The sequence below is a fragment of the Flavobacterium hungaricum genome (assembly GCF_015182285.1).
GTDB lineage: Bacteria > Bacteroidota > Bacteroidia > Flavobacteriales > Flavobacteriaceae > Flavobacterium > Flavobacterium hungaricum.
In genome coordinates this window covers 360,727-374,075 of record NZ_PRDM01000006.1, presented here as the reverse complement: position 1 = coordinate 374,075, position 13,349 = coordinate 360,727, and the positions used below count along the sequence as shown (strand labels likewise).

Here is a 13,349-nt window from a genome sequence, read left to right as displayed (position 1 = left end):
GAACAAAAAAAGCAAGTTATTAACAATTTTTACTAAAATTAACGAAAACGCTTGCACGCAACGGATTTCCTACTAAATTTGTGTATTAACAATTTTTTTTAACCAACAATTAATAACTAATTATTATGAACAAATCAGAATTAATCGATGCTATCGCTGCTGATGCAGGAATTACAAAAGCTGCGGCAAAATTAGCTTTAGAGTCATTTTTAGGGAACGTAGGAGCTACTTTGAAAAAAGGAGGAAGAGTTTCTTTAGTAGGTTTTGGATCATGGTCAGTATCATCTAGAGCAGCTAGAGACGGAAGAAACCCACAAACAGGAAAAACGATTAAAATTGCAGCTAAAAACGTTGTGAAATTTAAAGCTGGAGCTGAATTAGAAGGTGCAGTGAACTAAGTAAGAAAGTTCTCTAAACTAATAATATAATTAAAACCCTCCTTGTGGAGGGTTTTTTTATGCGGTTTAACGATTTTTTTTGTGATTTTAAAAATTTTATGATTAAATTTAATAAAAATTGTAGCCGTATGATTTCAGAAAAATTAAAAAAAGGACACCTGCTTATTGCCGAGCCTTCAATAATTGGAGATTTATCTTTTAACAGATCGGTAATTTTATTAGCAGACCATAACAAAGAAGGATCAATTGGTTTTATCATTAATAAGCCTTTAAAATACACTATTAATGATCTAATACCAGAAATTGATGCCAACTTTAAGATATATAACGGAGGTCCTGTCGAGCAGGACAACCTTTATTTCATTCACAATATTCCTGACTTAATCCCGAATAGTGTCGAGATTTCGAACGGAATTTATTGGGGCGGTGATTTTGAGTCTACCAAAGATTTAATAAACGACGGATCTATCAGCAAGAATAATATTCGTTTTTTCTTAGGTTATACGGGCTGGGACGAAAATCAGCTGGAAAGTGAAATGCAGGGCAACTCTTGGATAATTGCTGATAATAATTACAAAAACAAAATTATCGGAAAATCGACCACTCATTTCTGGAAAGAACAGATTATTGAGCTTGGCGGCGATTATCTTATTTGGTCAAATGCACCTGAAAATCCATATCTGAATTAATTTTCAGAAATGGATTCATTTAGTTTCTGCAATAATAAATGAGCCAGATTATTTGTAAATTCTTTTTTTCGATATTTGGTTATCGGCTGTATCCCCATGATTACATTGGTAAGAAATAATTCGTCTGCTTTTTGAAGATCAAACGGCGAAATTATTTCTTCGCATATTTCTATGCCTTCTATTTTCTTTGCCAAAGCCAATATCTGTTTACGCATAACTCCGTTAAGGCATCCTTCAGAGACTGGAGGAGTAACTAGTTTTTTACCTGTAACCATAAAGATGTTTCCTTGAATCCCTTCAATTACATTTTTACTGTCATTAAGTAAAATACAATTTGCAAGGGCGTTTTCATGGGCAAAAATACTTGCTGTAACATTAATCATCTTATTAGTCGTTTTAATAGACGATAATAATTGTTTTGTTACATAAAAGTCTTTATACAAATCAACTTCGTACTCGCCAGTATTTAAAGCATAAGACTTATTTTCGAGCGGCATCGCATTGATCAAATACGAAATTTCATTGGTCTGAGGCAGATACAAACCGCCGTCATTTCTAAAAACAGTTATTCTAGCTCTTGCAGAAGATGCAATACCTTGTTCGGTGACCAATTTAAGAATCTCTTCTTCAAGAAACTCCATTGTAAAATTCATCGGAATCTGCATACGCACTACACGCATAGAAGCCATGAGTCTAAAATAATGATCTTCAAGAAACAAGATTTTTCCGTTTATTATTTTTACAGTTTCAAAGACACCGTCACCATATAAGAAAGCACGATTTTGAGTTAATACATTATTGTCCTGCTGTGCTGTGTTTCCGTTAAAATTAATCATAAAAAAACCCTGAATTTTGTTCAGGGCAAATATAAGGCATAAAATAGACTTTTACTAAACAGATCCTATAAGATGTTTAAGATCTGAGATCTGATTCTCCCACAACTGTTTAGCCTCTCCTATTTCTTCTTTATCAGCAAAATCTACCACCATAAGCGATACGTCTTTTGTTAGTTCGTCCACTAAAATATGCAGTTCAAAAAAGTATTCAGTGTCTTTACTGCTGTCGTCTACCCATTTGAATTTTACTTTTTCTCCTGTTTTTTTTGAAGCCAAACGTGCTTTTTCCTGAGAGTCATTCCAGATGAAAGTAAAAAACTCTCCTCTTGAATTTACATTATCTGCGAACCATTCAGACAAACCTGATGGAGTTGATATATATTGATACAATAATTGCGGCGAAGAATTGATCGGAAACTCGATTTCGTAACGTATTTTTGAATCCATGTGCTACTTTTAATTTTTTTGGAAATATAAGAATATATGTCCAAAAACAAAGCATATTTAAAAATATTTTTTTTTCTTCATTTTATGCTTGCGAGCTTTAATATTATTTCTATCTTTGCACCCGCAATCAGGAATTCATGATAGCAGTCTTGGCGAGGTAGCTCAGTTGGTTAGAGCGCAGGATTCATAACCCTGAGGTCACGGGTTCAACTCCCGTCCTCGCTACAAGTTCCGAAACCCACTCCCAAAAGGGGTTTCGGACTTTTTTTAAAACTCTTACGGCTAGTAATTACAGTTAATCGACAACCCTTTCGACAACCCTAAGTAATTACAAAATGGCAAAAAATCTATCATTTAATTGCTCCTATTCTGAAATATGGGTGCATCCAAAAAACTGGAAAACATTAACATCACAGAAGTCTTTACAGCTTGACTGGCGTGTTGAATGTAAATTTTATGACCCTCTTTTCAAAGAAAAGTACCCAAAAGGCTTTCCATTTAGAAAAAAAGCAAATCGTTTCAAAACGCTGGAAGAACGTAAAGCAGTAATTGAAACTTGGTTGGAAGAAATTCCAAAACTACTCGAACAAAAAGGCTACAATCCAATTACCAGAAAATACATGATTGAGGAAAAGCCGGAACCAGTTCCAGAAGATCGATCGCTAACCGAGATTTGTCCTGAAACACCTTTTCTAATTGCATTGGATTTAGCTCATAAAAGTATTAAAGTTGCCGAAAGCACTTATAATGACATAAAATATATGCTTGGCAAATTTAAACCCGCTGCAGAACAATTAAGATTTGATGAATTAAAAATTAGCGAAGTAAAAAGAAAACACATTAGATTCACTTTAGATCATCTGGAAGAAACCGAGACAACTTTCTCAGCTCATAAGTTTAATAAGTATCGTGGTTATCTCTCTACATTATTTAAAGAACTTATCGAATATGAAGCGATAGAAAGCGATGTGGTTTTACAGATCAAAAAAAGAAATCATGAAACTAAAATCCGTGAAATTCTTTCATATCAAGACCGAAAGAAAGTCAACACTTATTTAAAAGAAAACTTTCCAGACTTCTGGAGATTTACAATTTTATTCTTTCATTCAGGAGGCAGGATAACAGAACTTTTAAATTTGAGAGCTGAAGATGTTTTTCTAAACGAACAAAAATACAGAGTACTTATTAAAAAAGGCGCTCAATATAAATGGACTGATAGAATTATAAAAGATGTTGCTCTAGATTGTTGGACAAAATCTTTGCATGGAGCAAAGAAAGGCGATTTTGTTTTCTCAGTAGGATTGAAACCTGGTCCAGATAAAATAAGACGCGAACAAATTAACCGTCGTTGGAAAACACATGTAAAAGACAAATTAAATATAACAGCCGATTTTTACGCATTAAAACACTTAAACTTAGACGAAACGACATCGCTTCTTTCAATGGCCGATGCAGCCAAAATGGCATCACACACTTCAACTGCAATGATTCAAAAACACTACGCAGTTGGCGAACAAGATCGCCAAAACGAAAGATTGCGAACTTTACAAAACAAATTTGCGTAAAAATACCTGATTGTATTTTAAATTAAATTTATATAATTACAGCTAATCTTAAAAATATAAATTATGTCATTTGAAGTTACATCACTAGAAGAAAAAGGTATTTATACTTTATACCCAATGTATGAGTCTTTAGTAAAAGATTTAGAAGCGAAAGAGTTTTTATCTGATGAAGATCAAATAAAACTTAAGCATTTCAAAAATAACATTGCTGCAATTGAGAATTATGTTTCAGACAAATTACAGGCAGGAATAAGATGGTCTTTAGCAACTTTATTTCAAGAAGCCGGTATGAATCCAACTTTAATTTTAGAGTTTTATCCTGGAACTAAGAGTTATAAAAAATATGGAAAAGAAACTGTTGTAAATGTTGAGTATACTGAAGAAGACTTAAGGCAAATATTTGAAAGCATACGCAATGGATCGCCGAGAGTTACAGGAACATTAAAATATAAATCAGTACCAAGTTTTCAACCTGACGAATTAAATACCGGTGATATTTTTGGAATCCAATTTGTTGGATAAAAAAAGCAGCTCATTTACTGAGCTGCTTTCCAAACTAACCAAACCAAATACAAATAAAACTATTTCTTTTTCTCTATCTTCATTATCTGACTTTCTCCACATTGATCGAAAGTTTTTACAGTAAATACTTTTTTACCAAATAACCTGGTCTTTATTCCTAAAAATTTCCATTGGTGGCGCTCCCAATAAGCAACAGCATCAGACTTATTTTCAAATTGGCGATCTTGCACAACTACTTTTATTTTTTGTCCATCAAAAGAAACAACACCGCTTGTAATTAAGCAATTAACTGAATCGGACCATGTTTGCTGTTTTGGAATACTATTTTTTATTGCATCGACCAAACCAGTAACATCAGTTTCTTTTTTTGTAGTGTCACGGAATTTGAATGCGTTCGAAACAATACTTTCAATTCTGTTCAACTTTACTCCAGACGCTTCTAATTTATTTTTTAAATCAGAATTACCATACTGCAGATATTCTTTTATTTCATCTGGAGTTAAAACCTGACTGGTAAACCTTAAACTATCTGACTTTCTCAGCTGGCTTATGTTTTCAGATTGCCGGATATTTTCTTCTTTTTGATGTTGATAATCTTTAAAAAACCAAACCGCGACACAAGCGACCAAGATTAACCAAAGTATTTTTAAGTTTTGAACAATTGCAGATACTTGCATATTTAAAGTATTATATAGTTGTTTTTATCACGCTTTTTATTTTGAAGAACTCTCCAATCTCCAAAACCTTTCTTTTCGAAGTGCGGCATATCTTTAAAAGTTTTCCAATCTCCTCCCCAATTCCAGCCGTGTTTTTTGAAAACTTCTACACATTCCATCCAATCAGCTTTTTTATCTCCATCCCAATCAGCTTTCACATCCCAAGATGCCGTTTTCTGGTCAATTATTAAAGCAATATCGACCGCAAACGCATAATTATGGATCGACTGACCGCCTTTTGCATTGGTAACAATTTTACCTGGTTTTGTTCTACCTTGAGCGTAAAGAGCATCCTGCTCAACAAAAGTTCTCAAACCTTGTGTAATTCTAACTTGCGCACGGCCAGTTAAAACTTCATTACATTCATTTATAATAATTGTAACTTCGTCTCGTACACTTGGATGCAACTCATCAATTCTTTGTGCTGTAACTTTATCCATGATTATATTTTGTTATCGTTATTGTTTTCTACTGGAAGAGGCTCTTCCACTTTCTTTAAAAAGGCATGAACAATGCTCATAAGTCCTTTTCGAATTGAATTCAGTAACATGGTTACTATATCAACATCTTTTGGTTCTTTTCCGGTCCGCATTACATAAAAAGAAGTTATGATCGAGATTGCTTCTGCAACTACTAGAACTTTCAAAATAGCATCAGGCAAAGCTTTCATGTCATACCCCAAACCTTTAGCAGCTAATGCAACAACCATTGGAATAAATAAACACATTGTTTTTGACATTATTCCCTCTAACAGCCTAGCCATTGTAATTTTTACTTTTAATCTAAACGATTTACCAATACCAAAAAACGTATCAATCAACATTAAAATCAAAAGTATATTCACGACTTCGGTATTTATGTTCAAAAACAAAAACGCTCCGTAAATCACTCCTTTTATCTCATTTCCGTACTTGGAAAGTAACTCGTAAAAACTATGTTCCATTTTTTTCATAGTTGAAATTATTAATTTATACACACTCATTTTAATTCGACTAAGTAGAGTTCATCATAATAGTAGGTTTTAATTTTGTTTATAATAAAATCGATCTTGATCGGTTATTGCTTCATCACAATGATTTTTACCAAGTATCTTATCTAAGAATCTACGAAACCAAGTATCTTTTTCGTAAATGTGAACCAAGCCAGTAATTGCTGAAATAGTTTGATACCATTTTCCGTATTTAATCCTGCCTTTAACTCTCAAAACATCATTTAAAAGTTCCCCCGCTCCAGCACATGCAATACCATCCAAAGCAAGCGTAACACTTCTGACTATCGGAATTAATTGTTTAGAAAAAGAATAATCTCCCTTTAAAATATGTTTAACAAAAGTGTACAGAATACCGATAATAGCGAACACAATAAAAATTATACCTCCAAAAATCAGTATAAAAATTTCTTTAATTAATTTCCAAGGTTCTTTAATTAATTTCCAAAGTTCTTTCATGATAGTACCCATTTTTCAGGCTTTAACCAAAAAACAGTTTTATCAGTCGAATTTCCATCTTCATCTGTTAGAAAATCATTTTTGACAAAATGCAGTAAGCCATGTGGTATTTTCGCCCACTCTCTTTCATTATGTGTTAACTCTACAATATGCCCGTTTTCTTCTTTGGTAAAAGATAGCCCCAGACTTTCCACATACATATCCAAAGCCTTAACATCTGCATTTGACAAAGTTTTTTCAAACTGCGTTCCGTACAGAGTCATCGCGTCGTTATCATCTATCAAATAGTTTTCTAACTGATAAACACGTCCATACGGATATGACTTGAAACTCACAACTTTTGTGAAAATTTTAGAATATTTAAAGCCCGTACGACCATCGCCGTACATGCCTTTTTCAGTTGACTTTATCATTTGATATGGTATTTAATGATTTTAAAATTATTTAAACGTATATTATTGTTGCTCCTCGGGTTCCAGATGCATAGACAAGGTCACCGTCTGGACTTCCTGAGTTAATTGTCTGCAAAGCCACTGGAACAGTTATTGTACATCCTGTTTTTATCGTATTAAAATTAGCATCGTTGTTTAATGTAATACCAAGTTGAGTCAATTGAGGCGCATAGAATTCTAACAAGCTTGAACAGTTTTGCATTAGCCTGTACCCGGTAACCGTTTTGCATTTCGGCATATAAATTCTTTGTAATGAAGTGCAATTTTCAAAAGTTCCAGTATTCCCTGTTGCGGAAGCTGAATTACAAGTCACTAATTCAGGAAAATTGAACTCAACAATTTTGCTGCAACTTCTAAAACAAGCCTCTCCAATAGTTGTTACTTTAGGAGTGACTATAGTGGTTATTTTACTACTTCCAAGAAAAGACGCGATCCCTAAAGTTATACAGTTCCTTAATTCTGAGATAGCAGCTAAATTAGTAGTGCCGAAAAAAGCATTATTTCCGATACCGGTTATTAAATAATCCGTATCATAATAATAGGTTATCGCAGTATTACCATTGAACGCGTTAACAGGAATTACATAAGAACCTCCAGTTATTGCAAACTGTATATCACTGCCTACTATAGAGAAAACTTTTATTCTATAAGCTGCAATACCCAATTTTGCCGCTACTAATGCTGGCGTATTTAATGTTGCAGACACTCCTCCAATAAAAGTATTCGCAATTGCTTTTACTTTTCCGAAATAATACTTTTTACTTGTAACTCCCATACTTAGACATTTACACTTACCGTGTTAGAATTTAATTTTCTGACAAACATTCCAAAAACCAAATCGGCTGTAGCAACTGTAGGAGTTGGCGGCGCAACCCAACTAAACGGACTTGTAATTGACCAAGTAACTGTTACGCCTGGGTAAACGATAAAAGGAAAATTCAACTGATTATTTAAAGTTGCTGGAACGGTAATAGTGCAGTTAGCGGTAAATAAAACTGTTTTTCCGCTCCAAGCGTTTAAAACATTACTATTTCCAATAATTTCAATTTGCTCATCGATAACTTGTTTTCCCGTAATCAAATCATTAATCTGTTTTTGCAATTTTCCAAAAGCAGAGAGAACAGTATCCGTTGCGGTTATAGCTGTACCCACAGTAAATGAAACACCAGTTAAAACATATGACATTACCAAAGACAATGTTGAATATTTATTTACAACGCCCTCGGAAATATTATCTGTAGTTAAATTTGGAATTTGACTAAAATTTATTTTTCCAAACGAATCCAAACCAGCATAACCATTTGGCTGGTTTTTATTTACTTTATCTTCTTTACCATCTCCAATTACAGGTGGTGTTGGTTCATTAACTTCAGAATCTGTTACCAAAACAAAAGTTGCATCAATTGTGTTGTCAGGTCTAGGGTCAGCTGTTGGACTGGAAATACTTTCAGCGCCAGGTATTCTAATAAATGTATTTAAGTTGGTAGCAACGACTCTATCTAAACGTTGTTTTCCTGTTGAAGCTAAAGGAAATGTTATTTCAATATCACCTGTATTAATGTACTGGACGTTATTAATCAACCATTCCCAACCAGCCAAAAATGTTTTTTTTAATCCAGCATTTGTAATTCCGTTTTCTTTTGTGATCTGGTTGTAATATGGAAGATCAGATTCGAAATTTAAACTATTCCTTGTATAAATAACTGGTAATAGCGCATTTTGCAATGCTGCCAGACTGCTAAAAACTACTCCATCAACAGAATAATTTGAAAAAATGTCTAATCCGGAAAGTTCGAAAGAAGTATCATAAACGTTTACAATCTTCAATTTCCCAGACACAACATGCGGCATAAAGTTTTTGAAGTATGGTATTCCGTTTAAGGAAAATTTCTCAGCACTTATATTTAAAATAATTATCATTGTATCACTTTGGTTTTTGAAGCATATTTATAACTTGGCATGCAGCTGTTTGAATCATTCCAACTTGGATAATCTGCTATATTTCTTTCAATGAATTTTACAACATCAATCATCATTAAATTAGCCTCTTCGCGTTTTTTATACCAAGCGTTTTTCTTATTATCATCTGTGATCGGCGTTGAGTTTGGCGTTGCTTTAACAACAAATCCATGAGAGGTTGAGACTTCCCCAGAGCTCATTTTAAATCTTGCATAACAGAAGTACGAAAGAACAGTTGAAATGCCTTGAAAACTGTAAGTTCTGCCATTAAAAGGATATTCGCCACCGTCAATAAGTTTCTTCCATGCTGGCTCATCTTTCTTTGAAAGCAGATCAAAATAAAAATCTTCTTGAACCTTTGGTTTAAAATCGAACTCTTGAGCTTCGTTTATAAAAGTTTCAAATTCTCTTGAATCGTAACCAATTGCAACTTGTAATTTTGCTGCAACTATATCTTTTGTAATTAATAGTATGGCCATAATTGTATTATTCTTGAATTACAGTACTTAAAAGCAATTTTGATGTCTCAATAGGATATCCAAAAACATGATGAAGTAAAGCAACTCCCTGCGTGAATGTGATTTGTTTTGATAAAACTGTTTTTTGAACATTCATAACTCCATTTACCTTGTCACTTGACGGAACAGGATCCGTTTCTTCATCATAATTAACTGTACCATCGTCCAACAAAGAATATTGCTTAATGGTCCAGTTATTAGTTGGATTGATGTCGTATTTGTAGTTTCTAAAAAGTTCTTTAAAAAGCATTTCCAATTTTTCTTGATCTTTTGAGATTAAAGAATTATAAATTGACTGCGCTTTTATTAAATCTTCTCCAGAAGTATTTCCAAGTTTTCCAGCGACATAATCGACAAGTTGCGGAGGAATGTTCTTAAATGCTTTTCTAATGTAGTTTGCAGATGAAGTTTCGAAATGTGCATACTTTTCAGCCTTAACATCATTTTTAATTGTATCAAAGCGAATGTTTCCGTTTTTGTTTTGCTCATCATCCCAATCATCCTCAATAAGCAATTTGGAACTTGAATTTTCAAATCCAGATAAAGCTTTTACATTTTTCTCAAATGCTTCTTCATCCTGTTTGCTTTCAAATTTTCTGTGTCTAATAAAAGTAGCATCCTCGAAACTTCGTTTTGAAGTTCCATTGTAGTACAATCCTAATTGGCTTTCTGTATCCGCAAACGTGTAAGCTCTCTCAATTAAACTTTTTGGATAAGTATATTTTTTAGATAATTTGAAGAATTTAATTTGCCCTTTATAGTTTTCCCAACCTCCCGCTGCATCAACTTGAGCTTGAATTACATCTGGTCTTGGGTTGTAGACGTCAAAAATGTCTATTTCTTCTTTCTTCAAAGACTTACCCCATCCTTTAGGAGAAACTAAAATCTTCCCGCTGAAATCGTTACTATCTTTTTTCCCAACTTTGCAAAGTGTGTAAGGAATAATTTTAAAACTATCCTTTTCATAATTGGCATTGTAGCCTACATTAATGAAAACACCTTGATGTCTTGAAACAACTTCTGAAATATCAAACAATAAATCGTTTGGATTCTGAGGATCGAACTCATCTTCTGATAAATTGATGTTTGACATATCAACTTCAAAGCCCCCGCCACCTAAAAAGCTCTCATACAACCAAGCACATTGAAAAGCTGTAGGCGAATTATCAATCAAGTTTTCTACAATAAGCGATTTGAGGTTATCTTCGCCATCGAAAATAACCCCTAATCTTTTGTTATAAATCTCAATTCTTTCTTGCTTGTATTGTTCTACAACTTTAGACTTCATAAGTTTTATTTTGCTTTATTATTGACCTTGTTCAGCTTCCTCTAAAGCGATTTGCGCTGCTTCCATAACTTCAAATGCAGCTTCTTTTTCTTCATCAGTTCCAGAAGCCTCTAATTCTTTAAACTTCAAAGATGCTGTATCGAAATCTTCTTTTAGTTCATCGATAGTTTTCACTTTTGGCTTTAGTGATAATTCTATGATAACTACTAATTCGTTTAACTGTTCTGGAGTTAACTCTTTAACTTTTTTAGAAACTCCGGTTACTGTTGTTGCTTTACTTTGGATATTTAATTTTCCTAATAAAGAGATAGCTTCCTCAACAGTTACTTTATGTTCTCCAATAACTACAGATTCAGAATCTTGATCTGATTTATTTTTAGAATTTCCAGCTTCATCTGTGTTATCGTTTTCTACATATTCTTCAAGCAACTGTTCTAAGTTTTCCGGAACAACTCTAAACAATGATCTTCTGTTTGGATTTTTAGCTAAAATTCTAATAGCATCATCATCCGTTAAGTTATGTTTGCTGTAAACATCAGATGTACCTGGTACAGGAATAATTACACCATCGTTTAATTCAAATTTTGATTTTTCTTTTACTAGTTCCATTTTGTCAGGATTAAAGTTTTTTAATTTAGAAATGTAGCCACCTATTTTAGATGGACAACTGGAGCAAGTCTCTCCAAATATTTTGAAGTGAAGCTCGAAAACATGCTTTAAAAAAGGGATGCCGTTTTTATCGTTTCCACTTAAAGTTTGATAATTTGCATCCCTTATTTCTTTTAATGTTTCCTTTTGCTCTTCACTAAGGAGTGACTGGCGCAACATACTCGTTTGTTTCAATCCAAGTTTCAATCGCTTCAATACCTCCAGTCATTTTAAATAATTTAATTGCTGTAGATTCTTCTTCGCCCTCTTTGGTTGCAACTGCAATTTTGGTAACTCCAGAATCCGCTGCAGAATTGTAGTTGTCTTCTGTGATCTCCATCCCACTTTCAAGGCCAGCGATCTCATAACTTAATTCTCCACTAATTCCAGTATCAATCTTTTTAGAAAGAGTTACCACTCTTGCACCGTCAACCAACTCTTGAACACGCTCTCTCTCATCTTCTCCTTTGTAAGTGACAGTAAATCTGTCAGTATGAATATATCCGTTACTAAAGTCTTTAATTGACAAAGCATGTTCGATAGAACTTACTTTTTTGCCTCCAGCTGGATAAATTTTAGCTCCTGTTTTCAACACTAAAGCTGTTACAACTGTACCTCTATGAGATTTTTGAGTTGCCTCAACATCGATATCATCGTGATTGATGTACCACTTTTTAGAAACTCCTTGTTTTGGTCTGTGTCCACACTTTACAGCAAAGGCACCAGCTAATTTTTCGTCGCAATTTTCTGCCATGATTATAAGTTTAAAAAGGGAGCTTTAAACTCCCTTTGATTAATATTAAATAGCTGCTCTAAATGCGTATGGATTAACCATTTTAAAGTCAACTAAGTAGTTTGCTTTAATGTAGAAGCTCTCATCATCTCCTCCAATATACTCAAGAGTAATATCTTCTAAAGATGCAGCATCATCAACTCCTACTTGCAAATGCTCTTTTTTAGTGAACAACGCAAAGTGAGGTAAATGAATATGTGGAGTAGTTCCAGTCACGAAATCGTTTCTTCTCCAACGATCATATTGAACAATCGGAGTTAAAGATTCTCCATCGATCATTGGGTCTGTAATACCTTTTTGAGTTAAATCAACATTGCTTTGAATGCCGTAACCATTAGCACGCTTAACCCATTTTTGATAATTTTTAAACAATCTATTTGAAGTTAAGATTGTATCTCCCTCAAAATCGTAAACATCATCAAGCAATGATTCGTATAAATCCAAAGCATAAGTCGCATCAAGATTTAACTGATCTGTCATAGCTCCAGTATTTTTTGTTAACGGAATAAAACTTCCAGAAAACTCAGGTAATGTTTTCAAATACTGTAAAGTTGGTAACAAACCTTTATCAATGATGTCGTAGAATTTTGTTTTTCCAGCTTCATCCGTAAGAATGTCTTGAGCTGCAATATCTTTATCGCCCATCAATACAATTCTAAGTAAATCGGCTTTCATTGCTTTAGTTACTAAATCCTCAATAAAAACAGCAAGCTCAGTTCCTGTAAGGTCTTTTCTTGCATATCCATTGTTAAGGCCCCATTGAACAAAAGAATCTTCAAATTCGGTGAAGCAATATTTAATTTTAACTTCGGCCATCTTTGGATTCCATTTTTGCGAGAACGCAGGAAACTTTGGCGAAATACCTGTACCGCCACATCCTTGGGATGCAACTGTAACATATTCAAAGTTCTTCATTGCTGCAACTTGCTTACCTCCTTTAATACCAGGAACTATTGTAAAGAATTCAGACGTATCTTGTTGGAATACATCATTTTTCACAATTTCTTTTAAGCTCTGAATGTAAATATCAGATGTCGCTAAGTCTGTAAAATCGGCTACTAATCCCATTTC

The 13,349-nt window shown here is 33.7% G+C and carries 18 protein-coding genes and 1 tRNA gene; 5 read left to right on the top strand and 14 right to left on the bottom strand.

Annotated elements, in window-relative coordinates; all coding sequences use genetic code 11:
- Window positions 1–125: 125 nt before the first annotated feature.
- Both C4F50_RS23745 and C4F50_RS23740 read left to right on the top strand, forming a co-directional pair.
- Entirely contained in the window at window positions 126–398 is a 273-nt protein-coding gene (locus tag C4F50_RS23745) for an HU family DNA-binding protein (RefSeq protein WP_194141116.1), read from the top strand.
- A 128-nt stretch (window positions 399–526) separates the two neighbouring features.
- On the top strand, window positions 527–1,087 hold the full coding sequence (locus C4F50_RS23740) for a YqgE/AlgH family protein (protein ID WP_194141115.1): 561 nt from the start codon (window positions 527–529) through the stop codon (window positions 1,085–1,087).
- Here C4F50_RS23740 and C4F50_RS23735 read toward each other — a convergent pair.
- Together C4F50_RS23735 and C4F50_RS23730 are read right to left on the bottom strand one after the other, a co-directional pair.
- Window positions 1,084–1,923, bottom strand: coding sequence for an aminotransferase class IV (locus tag C4F50_RS23735; RefSeq protein WP_194141114.1), 840 nt, complete (start codon window positions 1,921–1,923; stop codon window positions 1,084–1,086). The genes C4F50_RS23740 and C4F50_RS23735 overlap by 4 nt on opposite strands.
- 54 nt (window positions 1,924–1,977) lie before the next feature.
- Complete coding sequence (locus C4F50_RS23730) at window positions 1,978–2,370, bottom strand: START-like domain-containing protein (protein ID WP_095952184.1); 393 nt, start codon at window positions 2,368–2,370, stop codon at window positions 1,978–1,980.
- 151 nt (window positions 2,371–2,521) lie between these two features.
- On the opposite strand from C4F50_RS23730, the gene C4F50_RS23725 reads away from it, so the two are divergent.
- The 3 genes from C4F50_RS23725 (at window position 2,522) to C4F50_RS23715 (ending at window position 4,457) form a co-directional block, all read left to right on the top strand.
- Window positions 2,522–2,595 (top strand) — tRNA-Met (locus C4F50_RS23725).
- A 110-nt stretch (window positions 2,596–2,705) separates the two neighbouring features.
- A complete protein-coding gene (locus tag C4F50_RS23720) occupies window positions 2,706–3,935 on the top strand; it encodes a tyrosine-type recombinase/integrase (protein WP_194141113.1) in 1,230 nt (409 codons plus the stop codon).
- Between the two features lie 63 nt (window positions 3,936–3,998).
- Entirely contained in the window at window positions 3,999–4,457 is a 459-nt protein-coding gene (locus C4F50_RS23715) for a hypothetical protein (RefSeq protein ID WP_194141112.1), read from the top strand.
- Window positions 4,458–4,516: 59 nt separating this feature from the next.
- On the opposite strand, the gene C4F50_RS23710 is transcribed toward C4F50_RS23715, so the two are convergent.
- The 12 genes from C4F50_RS23710 to C4F50_RS23655 form a co-directional block, all read right to left on the bottom strand.
- Window positions 4,517–5,134, bottom strand: coding sequence for a hypothetical protein (locus C4F50_RS23710; RefSeq protein ID WP_194141111.1), 618 nt, complete (start codon window positions 5,132–5,134; stop codon window positions 4,517–4,519).
- Window positions 5,135–5,136: 2 nt separating this feature from the next.
- The gene (locus tag C4F50_RS23705; protein WP_194141110.1) at window positions 5,137–5,613 is read right to left on the bottom strand and encodes a M15 family metallopeptidase; all 477 of its coding nucleotides are present in this window, start codon (window positions 5,611–5,613) and stop codon (window positions 5,137–5,139) included.
- A gap of 2 nt (window positions 5,614–5,615) precedes the next feature.
- Window positions 5,616–6,116 (bottom strand): phage holin family protein, encoded by a 501-nt coding sequence (locus tag C4F50_RS23700; RefSeq protein WP_194141109.1) that lies wholly within the window; start codon window positions 6,114–6,116, stop codon window positions 5,616–5,618.
- Between the two features lie 78 nt (window positions 6,117–6,194).
- Window positions 6,195–6,632 (bottom strand): hypothetical protein, encoded by a 438-nt coding sequence (locus C4F50_RS23695; RefSeq protein WP_194141108.1) that lies wholly within the window; start codon window positions 6,630–6,632, stop codon window positions 6,195–6,197.
- Window positions 6,617–7,033 (bottom strand): hypothetical protein, encoded by a 417-nt coding sequence (locus tag C4F50_RS23690; RefSeq protein WP_194141107.1) that lies wholly within the window; start codon window positions 7,031–7,033, stop codon window positions 6,617–6,619. The genes C4F50_RS23695 and C4F50_RS23690 overlap by 16 nt, the downstream gene beginning before the upstream one ends.
- A gap of 31 nt (window positions 7,034–7,064) precedes the next feature.
- Window positions 7,065–7,847: a leucine-rich repeat protein gene (locus tag C4F50_RS23685; RefSeq protein WP_194141106.1), complete on the bottom strand. Its 783-nt coding sequence runs from the start codon at window positions 7,845–7,847 to the stop codon at window positions 7,065–7,067.
- A gap of 2 nt (window positions 7,848–7,849) precedes the next feature.
- Window positions 7,850–8,992: a hypothetical protein gene (locus C4F50_RS23680; RefSeq protein WP_194141105.1), complete on the bottom strand. Its 1,143-nt coding sequence runs from the start codon at window positions 8,990–8,992 to the stop codon at window positions 7,850–7,852.
- The gene (locus C4F50_RS23675; protein ID WP_194141104.1) at window positions 8,989–9,510 is read right to left on the bottom strand and encodes a DUF6712 family protein; all 522 of its coding nucleotides are present in this window, start codon (window positions 9,508–9,510) and stop codon (window positions 8,989–8,991) included. Before C4F50_RS23675 ends, C4F50_RS23680 begins: the two co-directional genes overlap by 4 nt.
- A 7-nt stretch (window positions 9,511–9,517) precedes the next feature.
- Window positions 9,518–10,837 (bottom strand): hypothetical protein, encoded by a 1,320-nt coding sequence (locus C4F50_RS23670; RefSeq protein WP_194141103.1) that lies wholly within the window; start codon window positions 10,835–10,837, stop codon window positions 9,518–9,520.
- 18 nt (window positions 10,838–10,855) lie between these two features.
- Entirely contained in the window at window positions 10,856–11,665 is an 810-nt protein-coding gene (locus C4F50_RS23665; protein WP_194141102.1) for a hypothetical protein, read from the bottom strand.
- The gene (locus C4F50_RS23660; RefSeq protein WP_194141101.1) at window positions 11,643–12,239 is read right to left on the bottom strand and encodes a hypothetical protein; all 597 of its coding nucleotides are present in this window, start codon (window positions 12,237–12,239) and stop codon (window positions 11,643–11,645) included. Before C4F50_RS23660 ends, C4F50_RS23665 begins: the two co-directional genes overlap by 23 nt.
- A gap of 45 nt (window positions 12,240–12,284) precedes the next feature.
- Window positions 12,285–13,346, bottom strand: a complete 1,062-nt coding sequence (locus C4F50_RS23655; RefSeq protein WP_194141100.1) for a hypothetical protein — start codon at window positions 13,344–13,346, stop codon at window positions 12,285–12,287.
- Window positions 13,347–13,349 lie beyond the last annotated feature (3 nt).

Excerpts from the sequence above, each read along its gene's own strand:
- C4F50_RS23680 (WP_194141105.1), bottom strand. The coding sequence starts at position 8,992 with ATGATAATTATTTTAAATATAAGTGCTGAGAAATTTTCCTTAAACGGA.
- C4F50_RS23730 (WP_095952184.1), bottom strand. The coding sequence starts at position 2,370 with ATGGATTCAAAAATACGTTACGAAATCGAGTTTCCGATCAATTCTTCG.
- C4F50_RS23740 (WP_194141115.1), top strand. The coding sequence starts at position 527 with ATGATTTCAGAAAAATTAAAAAAAGGACACCTGCTTATTGCCGAGCCT.
- C4F50_RS23715 (WP_194141112.1), top strand. The coding sequence starts at position 3,999 with ATGTCATTTGAAGTTACATCACTAGAAGAAAAAGGTATTTATACTTTA.
- C4F50_RS23745 (WP_194141116.1), top strand. The coding sequence starts at position 126 with ATGAACAAATCAGAATTAATCGATGCTATCGCTGCTGATGCAGGAATT.
- C4F50_RS23655 (WP_194141100.1), bottom strand. The coding sequence starts at position 13,346 with ATGGGATTAGTAGCCGATTTTACAGACTTAGCGACATCTGATATTTAC.
- C4F50_RS23685 (WP_194141106.1), bottom strand. The coding sequence starts at position 7,847 with ATGGGAGTTACAAGTAAAAAGTATTATTTCGGAAAAGTAAAAGCAATT.
- C4F50_RS23665 (WP_194141102.1), bottom strand. The coding sequence starts at position 11,665 with ATGTTGCGCCAGTCACTCCTTAGTGAAGAGCAAAAGGAAACATTAAAA.
- C4F50_RS23660 (WP_194141101.1), bottom strand. The coding sequence starts at position 12,239 with ATGGCAGAAAATTGCGACGAAAAATTAGCTGGTGCCTTTGCTGTAAAG.
- C4F50_RS23700 (WP_194141109.1), bottom strand. The coding sequence starts at position 6,116 with ATGGAACATAGTTTTTACGAGTTACTTTCCAAGTACGGAAATGAGATA.
- C4F50_RS23675 (WP_194141104.1), bottom strand. The coding sequence starts at position 9,510 with ATGGCCATACTATTAATTACAAAAGATATAGTTGCAGCAAAATTACAA.
- C4F50_RS23670 (WP_194141103.1), bottom strand. The coding sequence starts at position 10,837 with ATGAAGTCTAAAGTTGTAGAACAATACAAGCAAGAAAGAATTGAGATT.
- C4F50_RS23705 (WP_194141110.1), bottom strand. The coding sequence starts at position 5,613 with ATGGATAAAGTTACAGCACAAAGAATTGATGAGTTGCATCCAAGTGTA.
- C4F50_RS23695 (WP_194141108.1), bottom strand. The coding sequence starts at position 6,632 with ATGGGTACTATCATGAAAGAACTTTGGAAATTAATTAAAGAACCTTGG.
- C4F50_RS23735 (WP_194141114.1), bottom strand. The coding sequence starts at position 1,923 with ATGATTAATTTTAACGGAAACACAGCACAGCAGGACAATAATGTATTA.
- C4F50_RS23720 (WP_194141113.1), top strand. The coding sequence starts at position 2,706 with ATGGCAAAAAATCTATCATTTAATTGCTCCTATTCTGAAATATGGGTG.
- C4F50_RS23690 (WP_194141107.1), bottom strand. The coding sequence starts at position 7,033 with ATGATAAAGTCAACTGAAAAAGGCATGTACGGCGATGGTCGTACGGGC.
- C4F50_RS23710 (WP_194141111.1), bottom strand. The coding sequence starts at position 5,134 with ATGCAAGTATCTGCAATTGTTCAAAACTTAAAAATACTTTGGTTAATC.